General features: G+C 62.1%; 23 protein-coding genes, 1 tRNA gene, 4 pseudogenes and 1 other annotated feature. Of the genes and pseudogenes, 10 read left to right on the top strand and 18 right to left on the bottom strand.

Annotation, left to right across the window (positions count from 1 at the left end; translation table 11 throughout):
• Nucleotides 1–30: 30 nt before the first annotated feature.
• Entirely contained in the window at nt 31–1,563 is a 1,533-nt protein-coding gene (locus ACX0GZ_RS06100; RefSeq protein WP_458814430.1) for a hypothetical protein, read from the bottom strand.
• A 248-nt stretch (nt 1,564–1,811) separates the two neighbouring features.
• A tRNA-Gln gene (locus tag ACX0GZ_RS06095) sits at nt 1,812–1,885 on the bottom strand.
• 152 nt (nt 1,886–2,037) lie between these two features.
• Here ACX0GZ_RS06095 and ACX0GZ_RS06090 point away from each other — a divergent pair.
• Together ACX0GZ_RS06090 and ACX0GZ_RS06085 are read left to right on the top strand one after the other, a co-directional pair.
• Nucleotides 2,038–3,099, top strand: a complete 1,062-nt coding sequence (locus tag ACX0GZ_RS06090; RefSeq protein ID WP_458814428.1) for a Ppx/GppA phosphatase family protein — start codon at nt 2,038–2,040, stop codon at nt 3,097–3,099.
• Nucleotides 3,096–3,770 carry an RlmE family RNA methyltransferase gene (locus ACX0GZ_RS06085; RefSeq protein WP_458814426.1) on the top strand — a complete coding sequence of 225 codons (675 nt, stop codon included), beginning with the start codon at nt 3,096–3,098 and terminating at the stop codon, nt 3,768–3,770. The genes ACX0GZ_RS06090 and ACX0GZ_RS06085 overlap by 4 nt, the downstream gene beginning before the upstream one ends.
• A 212-nt stretch (nt 3,771–3,982) precedes the next feature.
• Here the strand turns inward: ACX0GZ_RS06085 and rpoZ are convergent, their stop codons facing one another.
• Nucleotides 3,983–4,327, bottom strand: coding sequence for a DNA-directed RNA polymerase subunit omega (rpoZ, locus tag ACX0GZ_RS06080; protein ID WP_458814424.1), 345 nt, complete (start codon nt 4,325–4,327; stop codon nt 3,983–3,985).
• Between the two features lie 134 nt (nt 4,328–4,461).
• Between rpoZ and ACX0GZ_RS06075 the strand changes: the two genes are divergently transcribed.
• A complete protein-coding gene (locus ACX0GZ_RS06075) occupies nt 4,462–5,622 on the top strand; it encodes a phospholipase D-like domain-containing protein (protein ID WP_458814422.1) in 1,161 nt (386 codons plus the stop codon).
• An 82-nt stretch (nt 5,623–5,704) separates the two neighbouring features.
• Here ACX0GZ_RS06075 and ACX0GZ_RS06070 read toward each other — a convergent pair whose 3' ends face one another.
• The 8 genes from ACX0GZ_RS06070 to ACX0GZ_RS06035 form a co-directional block, all read right to left on the bottom strand.
• Nucleotides 5,705–5,974 carry a hypothetical protein gene (locus tag ACX0GZ_RS06070; RefSeq protein ID WP_458814420.1) on the bottom strand — a complete coding sequence of 90 codons (270 nt, stop codon included), beginning with the start codon at nt 5,972–5,974 and terminating at the stop codon, nt 5,705–5,707.
• A gap of 24 nt (nt 5,975–5,998) precedes the next feature.
• Nucleotides 5,999–6,226, bottom strand: coding sequence for a transposase (locus ACX0GZ_RS06065; RefSeq protein ID WP_458815237.1), 228 nt, complete (start codon nt 6,224–6,226; stop codon nt 5,999–6,001).
• Nucleotides 6,227–6,345: 119 nt separating this feature from the next.
• Nucleotides 6,346–6,810, bottom strand: a complete 465-nt coding sequence (locus tag ACX0GZ_RS06060; RefSeq protein ID WP_458814418.1) for a DUF4126 domain-containing protein — start codon at nt 6,808–6,810, stop codon at nt 6,346–6,348.
• Between the two features lie 33 nt (nt 6,811–6,843).
• Entirely contained in the window at nt 6,844–7,329 is a 486-nt protein-coding gene (locus ACX0GZ_RS06055; protein WP_458814416.1) for a MarR family winged helix-turn-helix transcriptional regulator, read from the bottom strand.
• Nucleotides 7,326–7,751: an organic hydroperoxide resistance protein gene (locus ACX0GZ_RS06050; protein ID WP_458814414.1), complete on the bottom strand. Its 426-nt coding sequence runs from the start codon at nt 7,749–7,751 to the stop codon at nt 7,326–7,328. The genes ACX0GZ_RS06055 and ACX0GZ_RS06050 overlap by 4 nt, the downstream gene beginning before the upstream one ends.
• Before the next feature lie 128 nt (nt 7,752–7,879).
• Nucleotides 7,880–9,313, bottom strand: coding sequence for an efflux transporter outer membrane subunit (locus ACX0GZ_RS06045; protein ID WP_458814412.1), 1,434 nt, complete (start codon nt 9,311–9,313; stop codon nt 7,880–7,882).
• Nucleotides 9,313–10,839: an MDR family MFS transporter gene (locus tag ACX0GZ_RS06040; RefSeq protein ID WP_458814410.1), complete on the bottom strand. Its 1,527-nt coding sequence runs from the start codon at nt 10,837–10,839 to the stop codon at nt 9,313–9,315. The genes ACX0GZ_RS06045 and ACX0GZ_RS06040 overlap by 1 nt, the downstream gene beginning before the upstream one ends.
• On the bottom strand, nt 10,836–12,062 hold the full coding sequence (locus ACX0GZ_RS06035) for an HlyD family secretion protein (protein WP_458814408.1): 1,227 nt from the start codon (nt 12,060–12,062) through the stop codon (nt 10,836–10,838). The genes ACX0GZ_RS06040 and ACX0GZ_RS06035 overlap by 4 nt, the downstream gene beginning before the upstream one ends.
• A 111-nt stretch (nt 12,063–12,173) precedes the next feature.
• Between ACX0GZ_RS06035 and ACX0GZ_RS06030 the strand changes: the two genes are divergently transcribed.
• A complete protein-coding gene (locus ACX0GZ_RS06030; RefSeq protein WP_458814406.1) occupies nt 12,174–13,016 on the top strand; it encodes a MipA/OmpV family protein in 843 nt (280 codons plus the stop codon).
• Between the two features lie 39 nt (nt 13,017–13,055).
• On the opposite strand, the gene ACX0GZ_RS06025 is transcribed toward ACX0GZ_RS06030, so the two are convergent.
• Both ACX0GZ_RS06025 and ACX0GZ_RS06020 read right to left on the bottom strand, forming a co-directional pair.
• Nucleotides 13,056–13,469 carry a PaaI family thioesterase gene (locus ACX0GZ_RS06025; protein WP_458814404.1) on the bottom strand — a complete coding sequence of 138 codons (414 nt, stop codon included), beginning with the start codon at nt 13,467–13,469 and terminating at the stop codon, nt 13,056–13,058.
• Nucleotides 13,466–13,876, bottom strand: a complete 411-nt coding sequence (locus ACX0GZ_RS06020; protein WP_458814402.1) for a PaaI family thioesterase — start codon at nt 13,874–13,876, stop codon at nt 13,466–13,468. Before ACX0GZ_RS06020 ends, ACX0GZ_RS06025 begins: the two co-directional genes overlap by 4 nt.
• Nucleotides 13,877–14,005: 129 nt before the next feature.
• Between ACX0GZ_RS06020 and ACX0GZ_RS06015 the strand changes: the two genes are divergently transcribed.
• The 4 genes and pseudogenes from ACX0GZ_RS06015 to ACX0GZ_RS06000 form a co-directional block, all read left to right on the top strand.
• On the top strand, nt 14,006–14,965 hold the full coding sequence (locus ACX0GZ_RS06015) for an MlaD family protein (protein ID WP_458814400.1): 960 nt from the start codon (nt 14,006–14,008) through the stop codon (nt 14,963–14,965).
• A gap of 185 nt (nt 14,966–15,150) precedes the next feature.
• Complete coding sequence (locus ACX0GZ_RS06010) at nt 15,151–15,831, top strand: TetR/AcrR family transcriptional regulator (RefSeq protein WP_458814398.1); 681 nt, start codon at nt 15,151–15,153, stop codon at nt 15,829–15,831.
• Entirely contained in the window at nt 15,828–17,411 is a 1,584-nt protein-coding gene (locus ACX0GZ_RS06005; RefSeq protein WP_458814396.1) for an ABC1 kinase family protein, read from the top strand. Before ACX0GZ_RS06010 ends, ACX0GZ_RS06005 begins: the two co-directional genes overlap by 4 nt.
• A 74-nt stretch (nt 17,412–17,485) precedes the next feature.
• A pseudogene (locus tag ACX0GZ_RS06000) lies at nt 17,486–17,845 on the top strand (transposase family protein); the annotation flags it as partial.
• Nucleotides 17,846–17,859: 14 nt separating this feature from the next.
• Here ACX0GZ_RS06000 and ACX0GZ_RS05995 read toward each other — a convergent pair.
• Nucleotides 17,860–19,024, bottom strand: a protein-coding gene (locus ACX0GZ_RS05995) for an IS3 family transposase (protein WP_458814394.1) whose coding sequence is annotated in 2 segments (ribosomal slippage) — nt 17,860–18,769 and nt 18,768–19,024 — 1,167 coding nt in all. Because the reading frame shifts where the segments join, the coding sequence is not laid out codon by codon here.
• A gap of 63 nt (nt 19,025–19,087) precedes the next feature.
• Between ACX0GZ_RS05995 and ACX0GZ_RS05990 the strand changes: the two are divergent.
• Nucleotides 19,088–19,787, top strand: a pseudogene (locus ACX0GZ_RS05990) (integrase core domain-containing protein); the annotation flags it as partial.
• Here ACX0GZ_RS05990 and ACX0GZ_RS05985 read toward each other — a convergent pair.
• Nucleotides 19,696–19,958, bottom strand: a pseudogene (locus ACX0GZ_RS05985) (transposase); the annotation flags it as partial. The pseudogenes ACX0GZ_RS05990 and ACX0GZ_RS05985 sit on opposite strands and share 92 nt — an antisense overlap.
• A 1,554-nt stretch (nt 19,959–21,512) precedes the next feature.
• On the opposite strand from ACX0GZ_RS05985, the pseudogene ACX0GZ_RS05980 reads away from it, so the two are divergent.
• A pseudogene (locus ACX0GZ_RS05980) lies at nt 21,513–22,795 on the top strand (IS3 family transposase).
• Nucleotides 21,794–21,910 (top strand) — a sequence feature (AL1L pseudoknot). It overlaps the preceding pseudogene by 117 nt.
• Before the next feature lie 441 nt (nt 22,796–23,236).
• On the opposite strand, the gene ACX0GZ_RS05975 reads toward ACX0GZ_RS05980, so the two are convergent.
• From ACX0GZ_RS05975 to ACX0GZ_RS05965, 3 genes are all read right to left on the bottom strand, one after another.
• Nucleotides 23,237–23,932, bottom strand: a complete 696-nt coding sequence (locus ACX0GZ_RS05975) for a MobA/MobL family protein (RefSeq protein ID WP_458814392.1) — start codon at nt 23,930–23,932, stop codon at nt 23,237–23,239.
• 148 nt (nt 23,933–24,080) lie between these two features.
• Nucleotides 24,081–24,689: a hypothetical protein gene (locus ACX0GZ_RS05970; RefSeq protein WP_458814390.1), complete on the bottom strand. Its 609-nt coding sequence runs from the start codon at nt 24,687–24,689 to the stop codon at nt 24,081–24,083.
• A 119-nt stretch (nt 24,690–24,808) separates the two neighbouring features.
• Nucleotides 24,809–25,627 carry a 3'-5' exonuclease family protein gene (locus tag ACX0GZ_RS05965; protein WP_458814388.1) on the bottom strand — a complete coding sequence of 273 codons (819 nt, stop codon included), beginning with the start codon at nt 25,625–25,627 and terminating at the stop codon, nt 24,809–24,811.
• Nucleotides 25,628–26,019 lie beyond the last annotated feature (392 nt).

The raw sequence follows: 26,019 nt of genomic DNA, 5'->3' as shown, positions 1-26,019 counted from the left end.
GCGCCGCCGCCCCCCTCTCCATTGGCCGGTTTAGGTGGTCGGCAGCGCGGTGCAGGCCGCGTTCGAACCGAAGCTCGCGGTCGCCGAATCGCAGCTCCAGCCGCGATACCAGGTGTCCGACGCGTCGCGGACCGCACCGATGTAGCTGGTGTTGACGAAGAACGAGCTGAGCGTCGAGGCATTGAACGGCGTCACCGCGCGTTCGTTCGGACCGTTCACGAACACGTCGGTCAGCGTCGAGGTGAAGTTTGAATTGTTGTTGGTCCCCGCGTTGAAGAACGCCTGGATCTGCGCGACGGTGACGTTGCCGTCATCGGCAAACGCGCCCTGGCCGCAGCTCATCACCACCGAATGGACAACCGGCGGACCGACATCGTCCAGCGCCGGATCGGCCGCCCGTACCGTGCCCGCACCATCGACGTCGAGGCAGATGCGCGGGGTCGTCACGATGCCGTTGACCATCGTGTAATCGGTCGCTCCGCGCAGCAGGATCGCGTTGGTCGATGCCGCCAGCGTCGAACGATGGACGAAGGTGAAGTTGGCAAGGCGCGTATTCTGGCGCGGCAAGGCGTCTTCGTTGCCGTTCGAATCGGCCTCGATGATCGCATCGCCCGAATTGCCGCCATTACGCTGAACCGCGATCAGGAACTGGGTAAAGCCCTTATAGCCCAGATCGGTGTCGTAGCTGTCGTCGTCGGCGCCGGTGATAATCAGGTTCTTGAGGTTGGCGCGACCGCCGAAGATCTCGATCCCGTCGTCCGAGCTGTTGTGGACATGGACGTGGTCGATCGTCGTGCCCGAACCGACGCCGCCCAGCGTCAGGCCCTGAAGCTCGTTGCCCGGCGCGATCTCGAACCCCGAATAACGGATCTGAACGTAGCGGAACACGCCCGAATTATCATTGGCGATGGCGCCGCCGTACAACGCGTTGGTCGCGCCCTCGATCTGTTGCTGGCAGTTGGCGCTGCCGCCGACCGCGCCCGACAGGCAGTCGGAAATCGGCGCACGACCCAGCAGCACGATGCCGCCCCAATGGCCCTGCGAATTGTCGGTCGCGGTGCCGGTGACGTTCTGGCGCGAGGTGAAGATGATCGGATTGGTCGCGGTGCCCTCGGCATTGATCCGCGACCCGCGGTTGACCACCAGGAAGTCAAGGCCCGACGAAGCGAAGATCACGACGCCCGGATCGATCGTCAGCGTGACCGACTGGCCGCCGGCGGCCGCACCGTCGCCGCCGACATCGGTGCCGACATCGACGCGGCCTGCGAGCGAATAGATCGTGCCGGGCAGGTTGGCGATGGCGAGGTTGCTGGTGATGCGTCCGCTGATTTCACAGTTGCGGCGATTGGCGATGACGCCGCGATCGGTGAAGCCCTGCGGACAGCTGGCGGCCGGTGTCCCCGCACCCGGCGTCGGCGTCGGCGTCGGCGTGGGTGTAGGCGCAGGCGTCGGCGCCGGCACCACGATTACGCCTTCACCCGGCGATGCGATGTCGGCCGCGCCATTGCATGCTGTCAGTGCAATCGCCGAACTTGCGAGCAGTACAGTAGAGAAACGCTTCATCGAACTTTGCCCCTTTGCTGTCGCGGGCGCCGCGACTCGCACGTCGCGCCCCGTCTGAACGGGCCTCTAGGGTTCGATTGTGAGAGTCGTGTGACACGAAGTTACGCATTGGTCGCGGTTTGTAAAATTTTATTGTCATAGAACTGCCCTGCGACTGTCACCGTGGTGAAATTGGGATGTCACGCAGACGTCACAAATTGCTCCCGGTGATCAGGTTGCTGGCTGGCATCGGCAATGTCGAAAAAGTCTGGATGCCCCGTGAGGATTCGAACCTCAATTGACGGAGTCAGAGTCCGTAGTCTTACCTTTAGACGACGGGGCAATCAGGCCGGGGCGAATAGGCTGGGGCTTCGGCGGGGTCAAGCCCCTCCTCGCGAGCAGCAGCTTGCCCCGCTCCGTTGCTTGCGATAGCGTCACCGCCAAGCACCGAACGGCGATCGCGCCGTGACGGATAGAATATAAGCGAGTGACGACATGGGGGATGTTCCCGCCAATCTGTCGTCCCCATCGGGGCAGCAGCGCCCCCGTGAGACGACACCGAGCGCCGGGCGCGATCGCGCCGCCCGCCCGCGATGGCCATCGGCGCGTCATTATGCCGCGCTGGACCTGGGCACCAACAATTGCCGCCTGCTGATCGCCCGCCCGCAGGGCAAGGACGGTTTTGCCGTCGTCGATGCGTTTTCGCGGATCGTCCGGCTGGGCGAAGGGCTGGCGGCATCGGGCAAGCTGAGCGACGCGGCGATCGAACGCACCATCGCCGCGCTCAAAATCTGCGCCGACAAGCTGAAGCGCCGCAACGTCACGCTTGCCCGGTCGGTCGCGACCGAGGCGTGTCGGCGCGCATCGAACGGTCCCGAATTCATCGAACGGGTCCATGCCGAAACCGGCATCCTGCTCGACATCATTACCGCCGAAGAGGAAGCGCGGCTCGCGGTGCTCGGCTGCCACGCCTTGCTGGAACCCGGCGATGGCCCGGCGCTGGTGTTCGACATCGGCGGCGGATCGACCGAACTGGTGCTGCTCGACGCCAGCGAGCCGGTGCCGCGCGTCCGCGCCTGGCATTCGGCGCCGTGGGGCGTGGTGTCGCTGACCGAAGCGCATGGCGGCGGCGACAGCGCGGCCGCACGCGCCGATGCCTATGCGCGGATGCGGCGAGTAGTGACGGAGGCGTTTGCGCCCTTTGCCGACAGGATCGACGACGGCGGAACGGGCCACCGGCTGCTTGGCACCAGCGGCACCGTGACCACGCTTGCCAGCGTGCATCTGGAACTCACCAGCTACGACCGGTCGGCGATCGACGGGCTGATCGTGCCCTCTGCGGCGATGCGCGGCGTGAGCGAGCGGCTGTCGCGCATGAGTCTGGAGGAACGCGGGCAGGTGCCGTGCATCGGACGCGAGCGCGCCGATCTGGTGGTCGCGGGTTGCGCGATTCTGGAGACCATTCTCGACCTGTGGCCAGCCGAACGGCTGGGAATCGCCGATCGCGGCATCCGCGAGGGGATCCTGCGCCGCCTGATGAACGGACGTGTGGCATGAGGAATACCGGACACACGCGGGTCAAGACCGCCAAGCGCCGCACCGCGCAATCGACTCGCTGGCTGGAGCGCCAGCTGAACGACCCCTATGTCCGGAAAGCCAAGGCGGAAGGGTATCGCAGCCGCGCGGCGTACAAGCTGATCGAACTCGACGAGCGCTTCACCCTGCTGCGCGGGGTCAAGCGCGTGGTCGATCTGGGCATCGCGCCCGGCGGCTGGACCCAGGTGGTGCAGAAAAAGGCAAGGAACGCCGCGATCGTCGGCATCGACCTGTTGCCGGTCGATCCGATCGAGAATGTGACGATCCTCCAGATGGATTTTTTGGCCGAGGATGCGCCGCGCGTCCTGACCGAGGCGCTGGGCGGGGACGCGGATATCGTCCTGTCGGACATGGCCGCCAACACCGTCGGCCACCCCCAGACCGATCATCTGCGGACGATGGCGCTGGTCGAGGCGGGGCTGGTATTTGCCTGCGAAATCCTGCGCCCCGGCGGGGCCTATGTCGCCAAGGTGCTGGCCGGGGGCGCCGACCATGATCTGGTCGCCGAACTCAAGCGCAATTTCGCGACGGTCAAACACGCCAAGCCGCCTGCGAGCCGCAAGGGTTCGTCCGAATGGTATGTGGTCGCGCAAGGGTTCAAGGGGCGGGGTAAGGCCGGGGAAGAGGACTAAACTCCCCCTTCGTCACCCCGGACTTGGTCCGGGGTCCACCAAGCCGCTTGCACATCGTTACGTGAATCCAGCCGCGCGCGTGCCGCCCGGTAGACCCCGGAACAAGTCCGGGGTGACAGAGTCAGTCGCGTGCGCACCCACACGCCAAACAAAAAGGCCGCCCCGGAGATCCCGGCGCGGCCTTCTCAAATCCTGGCGATCTAACGAAGGACTCAGCCGTCGTAATCGCCACCCACATTGGTGTTGCGCGGCGGGGCGGCGGCGGTCAGGCGCAGCGCCTCTGCAGATGCCGACAGCGACCCGATTTCGTCCGGCGCTTCCTCGTCGTCGATCTGAACCTTCTGGAGCGAGCCGACGAGCGCTTCCTCGAGGTGAGTCGGGCGCACCGTCTGTTCGGCGATTTCGCGGAGTGCGACGACCGGGTTCTTGTCGCGGTCGCGGTCGAGCGTCAGGTCCGCGCCGCCCGAAATCTGGCGGGCGCGCTGGGCTGCGAGCAGCACCAGGTCGAAACGGTTGGGGATCTTGTCGACGCAATCTTCGACGGTGACGCGCGCCATGAACGCTTCCTTCGCAAAACTTCTGACCGGTATCGGAGAGAGGCGCGAACTAGGGGCTGGAGCGCCGATTGTCAAGAAATCCGCAGGGTGTGGCGCTTGCGATGCTAGGCTTTGCCCGCCATGAGCCAAGGGTGATGGACGACCGCCCCCCGCAGCCCAGCTTTCACGTCGACGGCAATCGGTTCACGCTGCTCGACACCGGCGCGCGGCGGATGGAGGCGCTGATCGATCTGATCGACCGCGCCGAACATTCATTGCGCGTGCTGTTCTATATCTATGTCGACGATGCCGCCGGGGCGCGGGTGCGCGATGCGCTGGCGGCGGCGGCGCGGCGCGGCGTGCGCGTGTCGCTGATCGTCGATGGACTGGGCGCATCGGCGGCGGACGACGATTTCTTCGTGCCGCTGGAGGCGGCGGGCGCCGACCTGTGCCGCTTCATCCCCCGGCTGGGCCGCAAATATCTGCTGCGCAACCATCAGAAGATGGCGATCGCCGACGAGACGCGTTGCATCATCGGCGGGTTCAACATCGAGGATGCGTATTTCGGCACGGTCGAACAGGGCGCGTGGCGCGACCTGGGGCTGCTGGTCGAGGGGCGCGCCGCGCGGCGGCTGGCGGGCTATTTCGACGCGCTCAACGTGTGGACGCATCATCCAAAGTCGCCGATTCGCGGGCTGACACGGCTGTTGCGCGCCTGGTCGGAGCCTGAGGGCAAGGTGCGCTGGCTGCATGGCGGCCCGACGCGGCGGCTGTCGCCTTTCGCGCGCGCGATCCGCCACGAGCTGAAACGCGGCAAACGGATCGACATCCTTGCGGGCTATTTCGCGCCCGGCGTCAGTTTCCTGCGACGGCTGGGTCGTGCGGGACGGCGCGGGCGCGTGCGGCTGGTGCTGCCGGGCAGGACCGATCATCAGATGGCGATCTGGGCGTCGCGCTTCACCTATCGCGGGTTGCTGCGCAAGAATGTCGAAATCTACGAATATCAGCCGACCAAATTCCACACCAAGCTGATCGTGATCGACGATATCGTCCATATCGGGTCGGCCAATTTCGATATCCGCAGCTTTTTCATCAACATGGAGGTGATGCTCAGGATCGAGGACAAGACGTTCGCCGATCATGTCCGCGCCTATGTCGATGGCGAGGTTGCGGATTCGGAACGCATCACCAAGCAGTTGCACCGCGCCCGCACCAGCTGGTGGAAGCGCATCGCCCGGTTCGGCGCGTTCTTCGTGATGACGGTGCTCGACTATAACGTGTCGCGGCGGCTGAATTTCGGGCCGAAGGACACATGAAAAGGGCCGGTCCTAAGCGAGGACCGGCCCGTTCTTCCTGCAGTTTCTGGTGCCCCATGTCTAACCAAAATGGGCACCCAAATCATTGGGAAATTTTAGTGGGTTTAGTCTGAAGCTGGGCCGATGCACGAACCTGCTGCGAGGGATTGGCTGCCGAGGTAGCCACCAGCACCCGTGTGGTCTTGAGCGCGTCGATTACCGCGGCAATGACGCCTGCGTCCGCGCCACTCGCAATCCTTACGGAAACGCCGTCGATCTCCAGCTCGACGGCGATTGATGATCCCCGCCGACGCTGCATCCGGCCCGGCTTCGCGCGCTCGGGAACCGGCTCGATCGCGGCAGGTACGACCATCGGTTCTGGCAATGACATCGCCGATCACTGTGCGCTCTCGGCGACATACCGCAGCTCGCGCCGCCACGTGAAAAGCTGCGACGGTCGAAGATCGTGCTGACGCGATAGCTCGCTGCTGTTGTCGCAACCCGCCATCCGGGTCACCAGCGCCAGCTTCTCCTCGGTCGAAAACGACCGCCGCCGCCCCGTGCCAGTGAAGACCTCGAAACGCCAAAACGGCTCCGAGCTAGCCCCCACTCTTAACCCCAACATAGCTGCAGGCTCGCCCACATCCATCCCGAAGGACTCGCAGCCGCAGCGACACCCCGCAAGGTGGAGTCAGAACAGCGCTTACAGTCTTTTCGATTTGACGCTAGGTACACTCGGAATGATCAGGCCTCACTCGATCCCAGGGAGGGACTGACAACGGCCAAGCCGCTGCCGAAGACGATCGCATCCTCGACAAAGCCAGTCGGGGCCTGCCCGTAGCGCCGCATCGACCACTTGCGCGCTGCAAGGCCGGCGTGGGAGGAAGCAAGCGCTGCGCCAACTGCAATGACTGCCCCCAACACGCGCTTGTCGCGCGGCGCCAGTGCAGCACCCGCATAGGCTGCTGTGACACTGCGCACGGCCAGACCGATGGGCACCGCACGATCGGGCGCTGTCTTCATCTTGTCGCCCGCCATCTCGGCTGCCGCCATGACAGCAGTGCCGGCGGCGACGATCGGGTTCAGCATCAATTGCTGGAGCGGCAGGTGGGGCGCGATCTCCTGCCTTCGGGTGGCCGTTGCAATCACGGCCAGCGGCGTCATGCCGCGCTGACCCGCCACCAGACCGATAAGGAAGGAGCGTAGCATATGAATTCTCCGATCAAGGAACGAGGAGTTTCTTCAGGCGATATTTGACCCTCGAGACCGAGTGCTGTGCTGCGCCAGGATGGAAACCAGATCGCGCACGCTTTCGCGCAGCGCCTCGACGCATTCAGAATTGTAGCCGTTCGCCATAGTCTCAGGAACGTGCAAGGCCTGGTTCCGAAGCGTCTTGCCCCGTTCGGTCAGCGTGACCACAACGCGCCTCTCATCATTCGGGTCGCGGGCGCGGGAAAGCAAACCCGCACCCTCCATCCGCTTAAGCAGCGGCGTCAGCGTGCCGCTGTCGAGATAGAGTCGCGCACCCAGAGCCCCTATCGTCTGAGGCTGCTGTTCCCACAAAACCAGCATGACTAGATATTGTGGATAGGTGAGGTTCAACTTCCCTAACACCGGGCCGTAGAGGCGGCCCAACAGATTGGTTGCTGCATAGAGCGGGAAGCAGATCTGGCGGTCGAGCAGGAGCGGGTCTTCCTCCAGCCCCAAGGTCAGCCCCGCGTCGCTCACCGCGTGGTCACGTCGAGTTGAACGTCGATATTGCCTTTCACCGCGTTCGAATAGGGACAGACGGCATGAGCAGCCCGAACGATCTTCTCGGCTGCCGCCTGATCGACGCCCGTGATCGCAATGCCAAGCGTTACGGCGAGCCTGAAGCCACCCCGGTCGTCGGGGAGCAGCCCCACTTCGCCGGTCACCTCGACGTCCTCGTCGCGAACCCTGTCGGCCTGCGCACGGGTCACATGAATGACCGCATTCTCGAAGCACGCGGCATAGCCGGCCGCGAAGAGCTGTTCGGGGTTGGTGGCACCGCCCTTGCCGCCAAGTTCCTTTGGCATCGCCAGTTGCAGATCGAGGATACCGTCTTCGCTGCGAACGGTCCCGCTGCGTCCTCCGATAGCCGTGACCTTGGTAGTGTAGAGATGGCCCATAGGTTCTCCTGCCAGACTTGCGATTCCTATTTGCAGTCCTATCGCCGACAATTGAATTGCGCGCAAGGCATTATCGCTGGCAGCGACGCTAGTCGTCTCCTTCAGCGGACACTGACGGATGGCATGAGCTAGCGGTCTTTGGGCCCCTCCCAGCCGAGCCCAAGGGCCTTATGGAGGCCCACAAACGCACGAACGAACTGTCCCTGCGCTTCCACCGCGGAGATGTCCGCCGTCAGCGCCGCGCGTTCTGCGTCTATGGACGACGTCAGCGGTGCAGCTCCGCGCTCGAACCGCTGGACTGCAAAGCGAGAAGACTGCCGGGCGCCCTCGGCGCTTCGGTAGCTCGACAGGAGGGTCGCGCGCAGATTGCCGAAGCGCGACAGGCTCGTCTCGGCATCGGACAGAGCGGCGAGAATGGACTTGCGATACTGCGCCTCCGCCTCGTCCCGTCCGGCGCGGGACTGCTCCACCCGGGCGCGGTTGCGGCCGAAATCGAGAAAGCTCCAGTTGATTCGCGGTAACAACAGGCTCGACACGTTGCCGGTATCAAGGACGTCTCCGATATTCGGGCCGCCGAGTCCGATGATTCCCATGATGCTGACCGAAGGAAACTGGCGCGCGACGTCGACGCCGATCTGCGCGGTGCCAGCGGCCAGTTGCCGCTCGGCGGCCCTGATGTCGGGCCGGCGCCGCAGCATCGCCTCAGGATCGCCGATCGCGACGCTCGCGGGGACAGAGGGGATGGCCCCGGGGGAGGAGAGGGTGGCATCATGTGCACCGGGCTCGTCGCCCGTGAGCAGCGCAAGCTGGTCGAGCGTCACCGCGATCTGGCCTTCGAGCGGTAACAGGCCGCCTTGCGTCCGGTTGAGTTCGGTGCGCAGGCGGACGACGTCGTCGCGCGACGACGCGCCGCGCCGCTCGCGCTGCTCAAGAAGCGCAAGCGACCGTGCGAGCAGCGCGGAGGATCGGCGCGCCAGCACCAGCCGCTGCTGGAGTTCCCGCAACATAACGTAATTGTCGGCGATCTCGGCTGAGAGGCGAACCTGCGCATCCGCCACGTTGGCATGGGCCGCGTCCGCCTGCGCGGAGGCGGCTTCCGCGGCGCGGCGGCGCCCGCCGAACAGGTCGATCTCCCAGGAGGCGTCGAGGCCCACGTTATAGAACTCGGCCTTGATCCGGTCGTCCTGCTCTCCCTGCGATGGGAGAGCGAGAGATCCGGCGGGGAGGTCCGCAATGATGGCGGTCCCAGTGGCTGATATCGAGGGCGACCGGTTGGCCCGTTTCTCACGCGCCGCGGCGCGGGCCTTGCGCACTCTCGCCTCTGCGATCGCGACATCGGGACTGGCAGCGAGCCCACGCTCGACGAGCGCGTTGAGGCGCGGGTCGGCCATCGCCTCCCACCACCGCGCCAGCGGGGGCTCGGCAACCGTCTGGGCAGGGTCGGCGCGGCGGAACGTCGCACCCGCTCTTTCGGCACTCGCGACGGGGTGCGGCCCCGCATAGTCGGGTCCGACTGTGCAGCCGGCAAGCAGGAGCGGGACAGTGATCAGGAAGCGGATCATCAATGCATTGCCATCTGGGTGCCGGAGGGGATGGGGCGAAGGAACAGCGCCAGCGGGGTCGTGACGGCGATGGCAATCGCGAGGACGACGTAGAGGTCGTTATAGGCCATCACGGTCGCCTGCTGTAGTATCTGGCCCGCCAGCTGACGATACGCCCCGGCCTCGCCAGCCGCCCCCGCCATCGCGCGACCGAACCATTCCTGCGTCGCCGCCGCGTTCGCGGACGCTGATTCCGCCAGCCGGTTGAAGTGCAGGACGGTTTGACGATCCTGCAAAGTTGCCATCATCGCTAGTCCGATGGACCCGCCCAGGTTGCGGCCCGCATTGAAGAGTGCAGACGCATCGCCCGCGTCTTCGGGCGCGACGGCACTGATCGCCGCTTGGTTTAGGAACATCAGTGCGAAGATCTGGCCGAACCCCCTGACCAGCTGGGATCCGACGAGATCGCCACCGGCCGTGTCCGCCGTCATATTCCAATCCATCACGCAACTGATTCCGATGGCGACCATCCCGATAGCGACGGCCACACGGACATCGATATACTTGAAGGCGATTGGCAAGAACGGCATCATTAGCAACGCCGGGATGCCGGATACGAACACGATCTGCCCCGACTGCAGCGCGCTGTAGTCGGCCATTACCGCCAGAAACTGAGGGATCAGGAAGGTCACCCCATAGAGAACGACTCCGATCACGAGGCTCAGCACGAACACGCTGCCGAAGGTGCGGCTGAAGATCAATGACAGTTTAAGCACCGGCTGCGGCGACCTCGCTTGGCCGACGGCGATAAGCACGAACCCAAAAACCGTGGCAACGGCGAGCTTGATAATCGTCGCCGATTCGAACCACATTTCCCGCTGCCCCTCCTCCAGCATGACGGTGAGCGAGCCGAGCCCGATAGCTAGGCCCGTGATGCCCAGCCAATCGGCGTTCCGCAGCTGATCAAGGCGCAGCCGATCGTGGTCGAGGCCCACGAGTAGCAGAACAGCCAAGCCGGCACACACCGGAACGTTCAGGAAGAAGGCATAGTGCCAGCTGTAATTGTCCGTCAGCCAGCCGCCGATGATAGGACCGAGCACTGGCCCAAGGATTGCCGTTCCGCCAAAGGCCGCAGTCCCAATCGGTTGCTGTGAAGGCGGCAGCCGCGTGGCAATGATGGTCATCGCGGTAGGGATGAGTGCACCGCCCGTGAATCCCTGTCCGACGCGACCCGCGATCATCATGGGCAGCGTCGTCGCAATACCGCAGATTACCGAGAAGCCGGTGAACAAAAGGGCGGCGGCGAGCAGAAAATTGCGCAGCCCCAGCAGGCGCACGAAAAAGGGGCTCAGCGGGATCATGACGATCTCGGCGACCAGATATGAGGTCGCCACCCAAGTCCCCTCCGTTCCGCTGGCGCCGATCTCACCCTGGATCGTTGGGAGCGCCGCGTTGACAATCGAAATGTCTAGCAGCGCCATGAAGGACCCGATCGTGCCCGCGGCGACAGCGAGCCAGTCCCGTGCGCTCGCGCGTTCACGGGTCATCTCCGTTTAACCTGCGTCTCGCCGCGCCGCAGACTTTCGCTCTCTTCCTCGATGCGCTTGCGGCTGCCCTTCGCACCGACAGTGTCAACCGTGACCTCCACGGATAGTCCCGCCCGCAGCACCGTTCTCGCCTCTGGTCCGGCCTCAATGCCGATGCGCACCGGCACACGTTGCACGATCTTGGTGAAGTTGCCGGTCGCGTTCTCGGGCGGCAGCACCGAGAATTGCGCACCTGTGCCGGGCGCGAAGCTCTCGATACGACCGCGCAGTTCGACCCCGTCCAACGCATCGACCTTGATGGTCGCCGGCTGGCCGACGCGCATGAGGGCGACTTGGGTTTCCTTGAAGTTCGCTTCGATATAGAGCTGGTTGGTCGGCACAATCGACATGAGCCGGGTCGCGGGCTGGACGAACTGCCCTACCCGTACCGCCTTGTCAGCGACCACGCCGTCGATGCTGCTGCGGAGATCGACAGCGCCAAGGTCGGTTGCGGCGCGGTCGAGTTGCGCTTGCGCGGTTTCCCGTTGAGCCAGAGCCTGACCAATGCGGGCATTCTGCGTGTTCAGCCCGCGCCTTGCCGCCAGATAGGTGGCGCGTTGGGCGCGCAGGTTGACGACCGCGCGATCGCGCTCGAGTACCAGGGCCGCCAGCCGCTCGCGCGACTCCGCCCCGGAACGCGCGAGCGGTTCGTAGCGCCGAACCTCCGCGGCTGCGGCCTCGGCGGCGACTTCAGCGGCGGAAACTTGCGCCGCCGACTGCGCGATGACGGCACGCTGCTCGTCGAGCGTGCTGCGTGCCGTCCGGATGCCGGCGACGGCCGAAGCGACCTGCGCCTGCGCCTGTGCGACGCTTGCACGATAGTCCCGCGAATCTAGTACGGCCAGGAGTTGCCCGCGCGTCACGGGCTGATTCTCACGCACGAGAACCCGATCGACATAACCGCCCAGCTTGGGAGAAACGGTCACGAAATCGGCCCTCACATAGGCATTGTTGGTTGATTGGCGGTACTGCCCGCGCTCACGGTAATTCAGATACCAAGCGGCGCCTGCGACGACCCCAGCCACGAGCGCTACGATCAGGACGTAACGGATGACCGGATATCGCTTGAGAAGACCGGGTTTGCTCCCCCGATCTCCGTCATCGCTCTTTGGCCGATCGCCGCGCCCAGCTCCTTCCTCGTCATGCTCAGGTGCGTCTGCTTCGAAATCCCTGCGATCTGCCACTCTTCGCCCTTGCGATATGTAAACCGTTCCGTTTCATAGGATGTAGTCGGGCTGATTTCCAGCCACGAACTTGGTTTGGAAAGTTGGCGAGTGGTTGGCAAAAAATCCACGGTGATTCGGCTGATCGGCCTGGCCACGCTAGGCGGGTGCGCGCTCTCGGCATCGAATGCCCATGCACAGGCCGACGAGCGTGTCGAAGACGATCGCTCCCGCATCACGATCGGTGTCGGTGCCGCGACCTTGCCGGACTACGAGGGTTCCGACCAGAACAGCGTAACTCCCGGAGCCGTGATCGTCGGCAAGCTCGCCGGGCACGACGTATTCACACGCGGGACCCAGCTCCACGTCAACCTCGTGCCTAGCGGGGAAGGACCGCGGACGAATTTCGAGCTCGGTCTGATCGGCGCCGCGCGGCTTGACCGCACCAACAAAGTCGATAATCTGCAGGTTCGTGCGCTCGGGAAGATCGACACTGCATGGGAAGCCGGTGGCTACATCGGTGTGAGCCGCACCGGAGTCGTTACGAGCGACTACGATACGCTGACGGTGCGGGTCGCCTATGTCCACGACGTCTCCGACGTCCACGACAGCTACGTCATCACGCCCCAGATCAATTATACGACGCCGCTCTCGCCCCGAACGCTCGTCTCCATCGGAACCTCGGCTGACTATGTCGGAAAAGGCTACGGGCGCACTTATTTCGGCGTAACGCCCACGGGCGCGCTCGCGAGCGGGCTGCGGGCGTATTCGATCAACGACTCCGGCTGGAAGCGCTACAATCTGACGGCGTTCGCTTTTCAGAGCCTGAGCGGGGATCTGCGCCGTGGGCTCGGTTTAGGGGCCGGCATACTCTACGGCCGGATGCTCGGTAGGTATAAGCGCAGCCCGATTGTCACGGACATTGGCGACGCCGATCAGTTCTCGGCCGCCGCCGGGCTAACTTACACTTTTTGATCGGGGGCGCTAGAACCAACACCAACGACCGCAGTCAAGTTAGCCGTCAGACTGGCTCAGAAATTCGCATTGCGCGGTGCAGACGAGTGCGTCGGGCTCATCCTGCCATGCCTCAACCTGGGCAACCGCCACTCGCCTGCCGATTCGGCGCACCTGGGGGCGCGCGATCACCTTTGCCACTCGCATCGACGCGAGGAACTGCACATTCATGCTGATGAGGCGTGGCATACGGTGATGGTCCAGCTGGCGAGCCAGAACGACGCCGCAGGCGAATTCAAGAAACGCCGTGACTGCGCCGCCGTGAAGTGCCCGCACCACCGGGTTGCCGATGAGGTCGGACGTAGGCGACAGCGTCCACAGCATACCGCCTTCGGCTACGTCGATCATCTTGCCGAGTTTCGAGCTGAAGCCCGACGCGGCCACAATCGCCGCTGTCCGCGTATCGGCGCTCACGCCACGACCCGTCGATTGATCGAGAAAACGCCCTGAGCCGCAGCGAAGACCTCGTCGGGATCGCTGTCCCAGACCTCCGCACGCACGAACGTCATGATCTCGGAGATCCGATAACAGTGCGCCCACGCCGTCACTTGAGAGCGGGCCTTCGGCTGACGGATATGATCGATCTTGAGGTTGAGAGTCGCGATTGACACCAGCTCCAGCCGGGACATCACGGCGGTGCCGCATGCGTGATCTATGAGACTGGCGATCGCTCCGCTCGCAATCCCGCCGTCGGCCCCGCTAAGATCGGCACGCCAAGGCAGTCGCAGAGAACAGAGGCCATCGCCCGCCGAAAGGAGACGGAAACCCAGCTCTGCGCTCCACGGAATGATGATGTTCGCAGCATCGGCAAACTCGGACACGGTGATCTCACCTCCAGCGTTTATGAATAAGAGCTCCAACCGATCCCCGTCCAGTTAAAATCGATCGCACTAAAACGGAACCGATCGGTTTACATATTCTTGTGTCGAGCGTAATGTTCCGTCAAGGTTATGGAAACTCGCTCGAACCGCCTGCAGGTATTTTTGGTGATCGGTGCCATTGCCATGGCCTTGTTCGCGTTTGCGTTTTGGCTTCTCGCGGGCAAAAATCCTGATGGTCTGGAGTATTTAATTCGCTTCGAGGACAGCGTAATGGGCGTCAAAACCGGGTCGCCGGTCACTTATTCTGGCGTTTCGGCAGGTCTGGTTACAGCCGTACGATTCGATGGCGAAGATCCTTCTACAGTGCTTGTTACCGTCCGCCTCAACCCTGAGATACCGATCTTAGAAGGCGTCGAGGCGCAGATTTCCAGGTCCTTACTGGGTGGGGACGCAACCATCATCATCGACGGCGGACGGCCAGGGGCGTCGCGGATTGCGGCGACCGATGGCGAGTCCCTTCCGATCATTCCTGAGAAGAAGAGTGGACTTCTTGGTTCAGGCGGTGACCCGGTGGCACTGATCGAGAAGATCAGCCGCTCCGTCGATAACATTTCGGCCGATCTTGATGAAAAGGGGCAGCAGCGGACCCGTGAGCGACTGGCCGAGTTGAACGCCAAGACGGCGGTTTGGCCTACCAAGGCGGCTCGACTGGCTGACGTGATAGCGGGCGCGGGAGACGGAATGCGCGGGGTAAGCAACTCGATCGCGGGTGTCGGCGAGCGCGCCGCTCGCGTCCGCGCCAATCTGGAAGCGCGTCGCGATGGCAGCCTTGGAATCGATGACAAGCTGCGCAGCGCTCAGCGCGCGGCGGAAGAGTTTCGTGGCGACGTGGACTCTCTGCGCCCGGCCGTTCGCGCCCTCGAAGGCCGAAGCCGTGAGATTACAGAGTCCGTTCGCTCGGCGCGATCCACTACACAGCACCTCGGCGACCAGGTCGAACGCATTGATCGCGAAGGACTCCAGCTGTTCGGGGCGCCAAAGTTATCCGATTACAATTCAGCAAACCAGTCGCCACCACCATCGCGCTAGCGCCAGCGTTTCGTGGTACGAGGGACGTTCATCCTCGGGACCGCCCCCGATTGTATTCAGGGACCTCCCCATATTAAACAAGGCGGTGGCCGTGAGCGCCTGAGCAGGACATGGTGGCGGATCTTGGCAACCGGTCGCCGATTTCAGCTTCAGCGACTATCAGGCATCGCGGAGGCGAGATCAAAATGAAGGGGCGATTGGGGAGCGGCAAGCGAGGCGGTAGGACTGGGAGGCCAACGGCAGAGGCAGCGATCCGCCTCACCTCCCATATCCTGAAAAGCGCTCGTGAAATTTTCTTCGAACATGGCTTTGACAGCGCGAGCGCTGACATGATCGCCGAGCGTGCAAAGATCTCGAAGCGGACCCTTTACGCCAGGTTCGGCAGCAAAGCGCGTGTGTTCGAAGCTGTGATACTCGACGAGATTGACACGCAACTTCGGGCACTGGAGCCGGCCGTCGATGCGGATATTGCTGTCGTGGACAGGCTGCAGTCGATCGCCGATGTGCTTCTCGAGTGGCTGCTTACGCCACGCATCGCTTCAATGGAGCGTGTCGTGATCGCGCAGGCTGTGCGCTTTCCTGCGCTTGCCGCCAACATTCACGAGTTCGGCTTTCAGCGCGCCGCTCAGTGGGTGGCGAGCATTCTCGGGGCTGCTGCCGCCAAGGGTGAACTCGATCTACCCGATCCCGTTTTCGCCGCTGAACAGTTCGTGACCCTCGTGGTCGTCGCACCGATGCGCCGCGCGGCGCTTGGTCTCGCCCCTCCGGCCTATGATGAAAACGCTCGCGCCCGAGTGAGACGGGGCATCGAGCTTTTTATCGTGGGCTGTCTCCCTCTCGCACTCAGAAACGAGAATATGCAATGACCCAGGTCGCAGATGACATTCCGTTGAGTGAGCGGGAAAGATTTGGAGAGCTCGCGCGAATCTTCGCACGTCACGGACTCGGCGGCCTCGCCTCACGCGTCGGGTTGGCGAGCGGTCCGCTGACATGGTCCGTCGAGCCGGACGCACCAACTCGGGTAGTCGCGCTTCTTCGCGACCTAGGCCCGGTCGCAATAAAGCTGGGCCAGCTTCTCGCCACACGTGGCGATCTTCTGGGGCCGGAATGGGTGAGCGCGCTATCGACATTACAGGATCAAGTTCCCTCGGTACCATTCCAGGAGATCGAACCCCATCTCATCTCCTCTCTCGGTGCGCCCGTTGCTGATATATTCGCACGCTTCGATCGGATACCCATCGCCGCGGCGTCGATTGCCCAGGTGCACAGTGCGGCCCTTCACGATGGAACCGAAGTTGTCGTCAAGGTGCGCCGCCCGGGAATAGCGACCCGCGTCGACGCTGATCTGAGATTGCTACGACGACTAGCGCGTCTGACCGAACGACGTTCGCCGGAACTGCGGCGGCTTAAGATTGACGAACTGCTGCGCTTCTTCGCCGAGAGCCTGTCCCAAGAAATGGATCTGAGCGCCGAAGCGGCAGCATCTGAGGGGATCGGGTCATTTCTCGACGCGCTAGGCGTGCGGACACCGAAGTTCTTTTGGGACTATGTTGGCCGTCGCGTCAACGTCCAGGAGCGGCTTGAGGGAGTCTCTGTGCGCGGGGTCCTTATGGCAGCAGACGAGGTAACAGACGCGGCCGCAATCGCAGGCACCTACGCGGATGCCGTATTGCGCATGATCATCTTTCACGGCCGATTTCACGCAGATCCTCATCCCGGGAACGTATTCGTGCTGCCAAGCCGAAAGATCGCTTTCATCGACTTCGGCGCCACCGGAACGCTGACACCAAGCCGTCGCTCCGAGCTGGTCACCCTGGTCCTCGCTATCGCGGGAGAAAATCCGCGCGCGGTCGCGGATGTGCTGATAAACTGGTCAGGCGAACGCACCGTTGTGGTAGAGGGGTTGCAACAGGATCTTGAGTCTTTGATCGGTCAGTTTCGTGGCGCTGTCCTGAAACAGATCGATCTGTCCGAGATATTCTCGCGCGTGTTCATGTTACTGCGCCAATACCGTCTGGCATTGCCGCCCGACCTTGCCTTGCTCCTGCGGACATTACTAACTGCCGAGGGATTGGTACGGACTCTCGACCCAGAATTCGATATCGCGGCTAGGGCGATGCCAATCGCCCGCGAGCTTGCGCGCGAGCGTGTTAGTCCTGCCGAACTGAAAAAAAGTGGGCGCCGACTTGCAGCAGGAATCGGCCGCTTGGCCGCAGCCTCTCCCGACTTAATAGGATTTGTAGAGAAAGTAGGAAAGTCAGGCGCGATTCCTGTAAAAATTTCATCGTCGATACCCTCAAATGATAGAAATTACTCACAGCGGAATGATGTAATATTTGCCAGCATGATCATCGGCGGAGCGGTATTATTTGATAAACAAATACAAATAGCAATTATCTTATGGTGCTTTGCGGCGATCGGTTTAATTTGGCAGAATCTGAAATAATTAGGGCCGGTTGCTAGGTGTTTGATCCCACGGTTTAATGGTGCGATCCTTTCGCTGGAATGGAAGGAAGCCGCATGGGACAGGTACGTCATGGGTGCGCCACGACGACGCGCGCCGTCCGAGCAGCAATACAGCGATCGCAAGCTTCGCTCTCGACGCTGAGCCGTGAGCTGGGGATCAACCCGAAGACGGTCGCGAAGTGGCGTAAGCGGGCGACGGTCGAGGATCTGAAGACTGGGCCGAAGGCCCCTCATACCACCACCTTGTTCGAGGCGGAGGAGGCAACGGTTGTGGCATTCCGCCGTCACACGTTACTGCCGCTCGATGACTGCCTCTACGCCTTGCAGCCGTCGATCCCGTACCTGACCCGGTCAGCGCTGCATCGTTGCCTTCAGCGGCACGGCATATCCCGTCTGCCCGACGTCGAAGGTGACATGACCCCCGTCTTTCATCCGGCGGCAACCAAAGACCGACCGGTGTTGTCGCGCATGAGCGCGGGCGAAGCAACGGGCGGGGTTAACCCCGCCCGTTGCTGTTCGAGCCCGGCGGCGAACGCCGCCGGTGTGGCATAGCCGAGCGAGGAGTGCGGCCGCTCTGTGTTGTAATCATCGACCCAGCGCGAGAGGATCGAGCGCGCTTGGCGGACCGTGAAGAACAACGTCTCGTTAAGCAGTTCGTCGCGCATGCGACCGTTGAAGCTCTCGACGAACCCGTTCTGCGTCGGCCTGCCGGGCGCGATATAATGCCACTCGATGCCGACATCGCCGTACCACGCCAGCACCGCGTTCGACGTCAGCTCGGTGCCGTTGTCGCTGACGATCATCTTCGGTGCTCCACGCCTGGCGATCAGATCGTTCAGCTCGCGGACCACCCGCCGGCCCGAGATCGACGTGTCGACCACCGCCGCCAAGCACTCGAGCGTCACATCGTCGACGATGTTGAGCACGCGGAACCGCCGCCCAGTGACGAGCTGGTCGTGGACGAAGTCCAAGCTCCAGCACTGGTTGGGAAGCGCCAGCACGGGAGCAGGGGCCCGCGCGCCCACGGCGCGCCTTCGTCCCTTCCTGCGCCTGACGGTTAGTCCCTCCTCGCGATACAGCCGTTGCGTCTTCTTGCGGTTGATCGTGATGCCGTCACGCCGCAGCAGGATGTGGAGCCGACGATAGCCGAACCGTCGGCGCTGCTGCGCCAACTCGCGCAAACGCGACCGCAGGTCTCCATCATCTGCTCGGCATGAGCGATACCGCATGCTCGTGCGATCCGCTCCGACGACCATGCACGCCCGCCGCTCGCTCATCCCCAACGTCGCCTGGAGATGTGCGACCGCTTGCCGCTTCGCGGCGGGCGCTACCATTTTTTGACAGCAGATCTTTCAGACCCGCATTGTCGAGCATCGTGTCCGCCAGCAACCGCTTGAGCCGTGCGTTCTCCTCCTCGAGCGACCGCAAGCGCTTCGCGTCGGACACCTCCAACCCGCCGAACTTCGCCTTCCAGGCGTAGTAGGTTGCGCTCGACATCCCGTGCCGCCGGCACAGCTCCGTGACCACCGCACCTGCCTCGGCCTCCTTCAGGATGCCAATGATCTGCTCTTCCGAAAACTGCTTCCGCTTCATCTGTCCGTCCCTTCGTCGGGCCGGACTCTAGCTCCAACTGGAGGAAAAAACGGGGGTCATGTCAAAGGCGACAAACCGAAGCGGCAACGCTTCAAGCGCTATCCCATCGGCTCGTTCCACGTCGATATTGCCGAAGTGCAAACCGCCGAAGGCAAGCTCTACTTGTTCGTTGGCATCGACCGCACGAGCAAGTTCGCGGTCACTCAACTGATCGACAAGGCCGAGAGGCGCACCGCGTGGGAGTTCCTCGAATATCTGCTGAAAGCCGTGCCTTATCGCATCCACACCATTCTGACCGACAATGGCATTCAGTTCGCTGAGCAACCCCGCAACCGCAACACCGCCTCGTCGCGGCAGATGCGCTTCGACATGATCTGCGAGGCAAACGGCATTGAGCACCCGGCTCACGAAACCGAACCATCCGTGGACCAACGGCCAGGTCGAGCGGCTGAACCGGACGATCAAGGAGGCGACCGTCAAACGCTTCCATTACGACAGCCATGACCAGCTTCGGACGCACCTCGCCGACTTCATGTCAGCCTACAATTTTGCCCGCCGCCTCAAGACTCTCAGCGGGCTCACACCCTACGAATACCTTGCCAAGATCTGGACGTCAGAGCCAGGCCGGTTCATCGTAAACCCGATCCACCAGATGCCGGGACTAAACACGCGAGCTCATCGAGCAGCACATCGGCCGCGCGGCAGTCGGAGACCTGGCCACCGGTTAGCAGGAAGCGGAGCGGTCGACCCTCGCCGTCCGTAAGCGCGTGGAGCTTGCTGTTGCGACCACCCCGGCTGATCCCGATCGCCTGGACGAGCGCCCCCCTTTTCTGCCATCCGCCGAGCGATGCGCCTTCATGTGAGTGCTGTCGATCAGGACTTCGGCGGGCGGCCCGCCTGCCGCCGCCAGCGCGACGAACAGCTCCTGCCATAGCGACAGAATCCGACACGCTCATCGGCGCGGGCACGGCAAGATGCGGTCCTCAAGCTGGTGTTCGTGCCCGCGTTCGCCGAGAGCTTCGCGGTCTACGGTGTGCATAAAGTTGTGCGGCAGATGATGCGGGAGGCTTTGCAATCGACCGCTGCACGGTCGCGGCTGATGCGCGAGATGGACCTAGCAGCGGCGACCCGGGGCAAGCCGGTCCGCACGACCATCAGCGACAAGGCGGCACCGTGCCGGCTAGATCATGTCAACCGTAGGTTCTAGGCGTCGGCACTCAACCCCTCGGTTCGGCGTATATACTGTGAATGGCATCGCATGGCATAATGCCAATTCAAAAAAGGGAACTTATAAGTTTCCTTTTCGTTTAGCACCATGATCAACGTAGTAAAGCCTAGCCTTATAGATGGAAAGATAGTGGTCACTGCCCTCATGCGTTCATTGGTATCGGTTCCGACCTATCCTGAGGCCGTTTCCAAGTCCACCTCAGAAGCGATGACTAGTTCGTATGTCGGGACAGAGCCGATAGCCAGCGAAACCAGACCAATTTATGTACTCGCCACCTCGGACGCAAAACAATTTTATAACAGGCTGTCCAGCTTAAAACAACACGGCGCAGCGAGACGACGTAAGCTCCTGCAAGCAAGTTTTTGCCAAAATCCAAGGTTGTACCCGCTTAAGAACCAGCAACTTACGATTAAGGCGCTATCGCCAGCGTTATCGGTTCATCCCGCTGCTCAACTTGGACTACTAGAAAAGGTGCCCAAAAACACAATTAATAACCGTTGTTTTATCCAGTCGGCGTGGGTGCGACAATCGGGCTGGGAAATTTATAACGGCTATGCTCAAGACGCACAGATCCGGTGCTGCAACAGATACCCAGCACAGCGTTCCCGTACTGGGTGACTAACTCACCACTCGCAAGTCACTAGCTCCCTCTGGGCTTACTCGTAGGTGAACCCCGCCGGGCCGGACCGATCAGTTTATATCGGCTCGGCCCGGCACCCAAGGTGTAAATTGTACCGTAAAATAAGTTTGCGCGCTTAAGCTTCGGATATTTCTCAGCAAGTTATTAGTGTTATCCTAGGCCCTGTCGACATGGTGCGGTGGGCAGACCTGACGGCGGCGAGGCACAGGAAGTTTAGGAATGATGAGGCGGTTTCGCCGCAGCGCGTAGCGATGCGGCGGAACCGTTTAAGTCGATTGAACAACCGCTCGACATGATTGCGGTTGCAGTATTTTCGATAATCGCACGATGCTGGCTCGTGACGGTTTGCCTTGGGCGGGACGATCGGCAGGATGTTGTGCAGCAGCAGCTGCGTTTCGCGTACAGCGTCGCTGTCAAGCCCTTGTCAGCGAGCATTGCCTTGGGGGGTTGTCACCGGCATGTCGAGCAATTGGGGATCGGCACGATAATCCGAGACCTCGCCGTCGGTCAGGACTAAAGCCAAGTGGGCGTCTTGACCGTCAGAGCGGGCGGAATTTTTGCTCGTAATGAACCGCGCCGGGTTTGTCGGAGGCTCCAACTCCCGAGAAGGTGGAGCCTGTATGAGCAAAACAACGAACAGGTATGCGCCGGAAGTCCGCGAGCGGGCGGTGCGGATGGTGGTCGATCACGAGCGCGATTATCCGTCTCGCTGGGCGGCGGTGGTGTCGATCGCGGAGAAGATCGGCTGCGCTCCGCAGACGCTGCATGAGTGGGTGAAGAAGGCCGAGGTGGACAGCGGTCGGCGCGCAGGTGTGCCAACCGATGTCGCCGCCCAGATGAAGGCGCTGGAGCGTGAGAACCGCGAGCTGCGGCAGGCTAACGAGTTTCTGCGCAGGGGGTCTGCGTATTGTGCTCAGGCGGAGCTCGACCGCCCGTTCAAGCGATGATCGCGTTCATCGATGATCAGCGCGCCGTTCATGGGGTCGAGCCGAATTGCAAGGTGCTGCCGATCGCCCCATCGACCTACTATGCGCATGTCGCGAAGCGGCATGATCCATTGCGCCTGTCGGCGCGGGCGCGGCGCGATGCCGCGCTCAGGATCGAGGTGCGACGCGTGTTCGAGGCCAACTTCCGTGTCTACGGCGTGCGCAAAGTCTGGCGACAACTGCGACGCGAGGGGGTCGACGTGGCCCGCTGCACCGTTGCCCGGCTGATGCGGACGATGGGCGGAGCAGCCGAAGGTTCCGGCGATGAGCAGCATCGTTGGAATGGCTGCGGAGGGCTGGCAGGCGTGATCCGGGGCAAGCCGGTGCGTACGACGATCCGGGACCGGTCGGCGCCATGCCCGCTCGATCCGGTGAACCGGCAGTTCCGCGCGCCAGCTCCCAACATGCTCTGGGTCTCTGACTTCACCTACGTCACGACCTGGGCCGGGTTCGTCTACGTTGCGTTCGTCATCGATACGTTCGCACGCCGGATCGTTGGCTGGCGCGCATCGCGCACCGCTCACGCCAGCTTCGTACTGGATGCGCTTGAGCAGGCGCTGGATGATCGCCGACCGACGCGCAGCGGCGGTCTCATCCATCACTCCGATCGCGGCAGCCAGTACGTCTCTATCAGATACAGCGAACGGCTTGCCGAGGCCGGGATCGAACCCTAGGTCGGTAGCGTCGTCGACAGTTATGACAACGCCTTGGCCGAGACGATCAACGGTCTCTACAAGGCTGAGGTCATCCATCGCCGCGGACCATGGCGCTCGTTCGAAGACGTCGAATACGCCAAGCTCGCATGGGTCGACTGGCTCAACCATTACCGCCCGCTTGAGCCGATCGGCAACATCCCGCCCGCCGAAGCCGAGGAACAATATTATGCTGCCATCGCCGCTATGGATGTGGCAGATTGACTCAAAACAACAAGCCTCCGGCAGACCCGGCGCGGTTCAAGGGCTAGGTCGAAATTCACGCATGCGGTTCCGAATCCCGATCGATCCATGTATCGATCATGATGCAGGGGCTTATCCAGGTTCGCCACCGTCTTGATGAGGAGTTGCGGCAAGAGGGACACGGCGGCGCGCGCCTGAAACGTTCCGCCTGAAGAGCCTAAAACTCGCGGTGAGACAACCGGCTTTCCGTTTGTCTCACCGGATCGACAGAACAATTAGCAGAGACCGCCACTATATTAGAAAAAACGATTTCTAAATATGTTCCAACTGCCCACACCGATATCACAATATTAATTGAGCGATTATCTGCAAATGAATTCAAAAAGTCACCCAATAATTAGTCTCATCTGCCGATTTAATTTTGGACGAGATAGCGGTCTCTACGCTACGGGTTATTGGTAATTAGGCCGTCTGTGCAAACGCTGTCCAATCTCGCAATTCACCTCCTGCCAACTTTTCCCAGCGTTCAAGTGCAGACGACCGCTGCGAATTTGTATGAAGCCAGGCTGCCTGCGGCTGCCCGATTCGAGATCCCTTCCAAAATCTGGCGGTAATCACGGCGTGGAAGTGAGGTCTCTTTATCCACCCACCATGTTCGTCGGCGAGCGCATGAATCGCCCAATCAACAATCATTCCACGCTGCACGATTTGCGTGTCAAGAAATGTGCAGACTAACTCGCGCCACCGCTCAGCATCCTGCTCTGGCGGTAACCAGCCCACCACATGCCATGCGACGGGCGCATTCGGCCGATCATGCTGAGCCGCTTCATCAGCGGCACGCCACAAATTCAGCCCCACCAAGCTGTCTTCGTCAGCGCTAATGGGTCCGCGGCGACCATGCGCTACCAAGTCGGGGCATGCCTCGAGCTTGGCGGCAAAATTCGGCGTGCGGCCAAACCGGTCGTGACCATCCTGGCGCACGATGTAGAGCGCATTTGCGACCGCCGACCAGAAAGTCCGGCTATGCTCAGGATGAAACCCGTTCTGCGGATGCAGGATCGGGGTAATGTCCAATAGCTTTTGCGGCAATGTGGCGTTCAGCGCATTGATCTGAGCCAGTTTGGCAGGTGAGATTGGCGTCGGGGTTGCATTAATCATGGTCGTTCCTTTGGAATCTGCGGCGGCCAATTGGTCCGTCTGCTTATGGGTCGTTTGAGAAGCGGGATTGCGATGCGTGGCATCGGTGCGGAGCGATAGGGTTGAGGCCGGAGTGGGCTGCCGATACCGACGGCCCACTCCAGGTTTGCTATCCGGCGAACCAGTCGGTTAAGGAACGGTTCAACGCGTCTGCGGCACCGTTCGATTGAGCGAGCCACAGTTGCCACGCGGCAATCATCCTGGCGCGAACGTCATCGCGCAGCACGTTCAGGTCGCCGACCGCCCAAGCGCTTTCGATTTCCGCTGATGACAAAGGCTCGATACGGATCGCGTACTTCCGGGCGACATCCTGCAGTGACAAGGCGTTATGCCCGCCATGCGCTACCGACAGATCGACGCTCGCTCCTGTCGCCAACTTCATCAATCGATCGAGAAAGCCACCGGCAATTTCGGGATCGTTGTCAGATGCAGCGTCGAGCAATGGATCGACGATGTCATCGCCGAGTTGCCACCCGATCAGCGTGCCCTCCTCCGGAAGCGCCTCAGTTAACCAGAGCAATAGCACCTCCTCGCTCGCGCCCGCTGGGATGACGTTCCATTTGAGTTCGAATGCCCAGGGTTCGGCGGCAGCTTCCCGTTCAGCGATCAGCATCGCGACGCCGACGACCTGTTGGGTTTCGCCGTAATGGCCGGTCGTACTAGCGGGGATGGTGACGCTCGTGAGCGCGAGAGTGACGAATCTAGTATTGATTTTCATGGTCGTGGTCCTTGTTTAATGGACACACGTCGTCGGCGCCGGCGAACCTGCGTTCGCAGCGAAGACGCGTGTGGTGATGTTTAGAAATGGCCGCCGTTCAGCGGCAGATAATCGAACGGTCAGGCTGAGAAGGCGCGCTCGTCGCGCGCTTGCTGGGCGCGTCGTTCCGCCGAAAGCAGTGCTTGTCGGACGCGGTGGAAGTGGATCCGACCCCTCGCCCAAAGCGCAGGTTTGCAGGTCGCAAAGATCCGCAGATGCTCGAACTCCGGTCGACTTTCGATCCAGACCGCAAGCTGTGCCAGCGGCACCACAATCCGACTTTCGTCATTCGCTCGCGCGGCCGTCCAGTATAGCCAGAGGATGTAGGTGGCGATGACATCCTCGCGGACATAGCTGGCAATGGCATCGATATTTCCGGCGCGCCAAAGCGCACCGACCTCCGATCCATCGGTCGAGGTCTTCACTGGAATGCCGAGCGTGTCACACAGTTCGGACAGCGGAACCCGCCGGGTCGCGCCATAGCCTGAAAACTGGTCGGCCAGATCGCAGTGGTCACTGCCAAATCGATGCGCGTGGGTCTGGTTGTTCAGGCCTTCGAGATCGAAGCGGTGGGCGGCCATCGCACCGAGCTGGAGTACCGGAGAATCAAAACCGCGAGCATTATACGAGATTCCGGTTCGGCCCTTTGGAAGAAGGGCATCAACGCTCTCGTAGAAGCCATCTTCCTGGCCAGGATGACAGATCAGCGTGGTCAGATCGAACGCATATCCCGAGGGACGCCAGTCTGCTTTCAGAAAGGCCGCCGCAACCGGGCGGTGTCGCGGCCATGGTGGAAAGGAGCCATCGTCGGGTTCGACATCGACGATGGTCTCGATGTCGAATGTCGTGATGTGTTGATATCCGTGATCATCGCCGGGGCGATGGGTTTGGGTTCGCATCTTGATTGCCTTCTATTGGGCGCGACGGTCGCTGCGCGCTTGAACGGATCAAGAAGGTTTAGGATTTCAGCGCCGAATGGCGCATTTTTCCCTTCAACCCTCCTGATCCCTTCCTTTTGCCCTTGGCACTTCTTCCGCCCGCCAGGCGTCATTCCGCGGTCGGCACTGCGGTTTTCCCGACCGGGCTGCAGACTGGTCGGTACATGGGGTAACCCAACGGATTGCAGGTTTGGCATTTTCCTCTCCTCTGCTGGTTTCAACCAGCTTGATTTTAAATGGGATTTCGAGATCGGTCGCCCGCGGCACGCCGTGTTGCGCCGTTCTGCTCGCGACCAGTGTCGCCAAATGTGCTTGCGATCGAAGTCGGCAACACCGCATGGCCCGTGGCGCCC

It is taken from the genome of Sphingomonas aestuarii, from assembly GCF_054457155.1.
This window is presented reverse-complemented; position numbering and strand designations above follow the sequence as displayed.

Bases quoted from the DNA above. Each gene is read 5' to 3' on its own strand.
- ACX0GZ_RS06100 (WP_458814430.1), bottom strand. From the start codon at position 1,563: ATGAAGCGTTTCTCTACTGTACTGCTCGCAAGTTCGGCGATTGCACTG.
- ACX0GZ_RS06090 (WP_458814428.1), top strand. From the start codon at position 2,038: ATGGGGGATGTTCCCGCCAATCTGTCGTCCCCATCGGGGCAGCAGCGC.
- ACX0GZ_RS06085 (WP_458814426.1), top strand. From the start codon at position 3,096: ATGAGGAATACCGGACACACGCGGGTCAAGACCGCCAAGCGCCGCACC.
- rpoZ (WP_458814424.1), bottom strand. From the start codon at position 4,327: ATGGCGCGCGTCACCGTCGAAGATTGCGTCGACAAGATCCCCAACCGT.
- ACX0GZ_RS06075 (WP_458814422.1), top strand. From the start codon at position 4,462: ATGGACGACCGCCCCCCGCAGCCCAGCTTTCACGTCGACGGCAATCGG.
- ACX0GZ_RS06070 (WP_458814420.1), bottom strand. From the start codon at position 5,974: ATGGTCGTACCTGCCGCGATCGAGCCGGTTCCCGAGCGCGCGAAGCCG.
- ACX0GZ_RS06065 (WP_458815237.1), bottom strand. From the start codon at position 6,226: ATGTTGGGGTTAAGAGTGGGGGCTAGCTCGGAGCCGTTTTGGCGTTTC.
- ACX0GZ_RS06060 (WP_458814418.1), bottom strand. From the start codon at position 6,810: ATGCTACGCTCCTTCCTTATCGGTCTGGTGGCGGGTCAGCGCGGCATG.
- ACX0GZ_RS06050 (WP_458814414.1), bottom strand. From the start codon at position 7,751: ATGGGCCATCTCTACACTACCAAGGTCACGGCTATCGGAGGACGCAGC.
- ACX0GZ_RS06045 (WP_458814412.1), bottom strand. From the start codon at position 9,313: ATGATCCGCTTCCTGATCACTGTCCCGCTCCTGCTTGCCGGCTGCACA.
- ACX0GZ_RS06040 (WP_458814410.1), bottom strand. From the start codon at position 10,839: ATGACCCGTGAACGCGCGAGCGCACGGGACTGGCTCGCTGTCGCCGCG.
- ACX0GZ_RS06015 (WP_458814400.1), top strand. From the start codon at position 14,006: ATGGAAACTCGCTCGAACCGCCTGCAGGTATTTTTGGTGATCGGTGCC.
- ACX0GZ_RS06010 (WP_458814398.1), top strand. From the start codon at position 15,151: ATGAAGGGGCGATTGGGGAGCGGCAAGCGAGGCGGTAGGACTGGGAGG.
- ACX0GZ_RS06005 (WP_458814396.1), top strand. From the start codon at position 15,828: ATGACCCAGGTCGCAGATGACATTCCGTTGAGTGAGCGGGAAAGATTT.
- ACX0GZ_RS05975 (WP_458814392.1), bottom strand. From the start codon at position 23,932: ATGATTAATGCAACCCCGACGCCAATCTCACCTGCCAAACTGGCTCAG.
- ACX0GZ_RS05970 (WP_458814390.1), bottom strand. From the start codon at position 24,689: ATGAAAATCAATACTAGATTCGTCACTCTCGCGCTCACGAGCGTCACC.
- ACX0GZ_RS05965 (WP_458814388.1), bottom strand. From the start codon at position 25,627: ATGCGAACCCAAACCCATCGCCCCGGCGATGATCACGGATATCAACAC.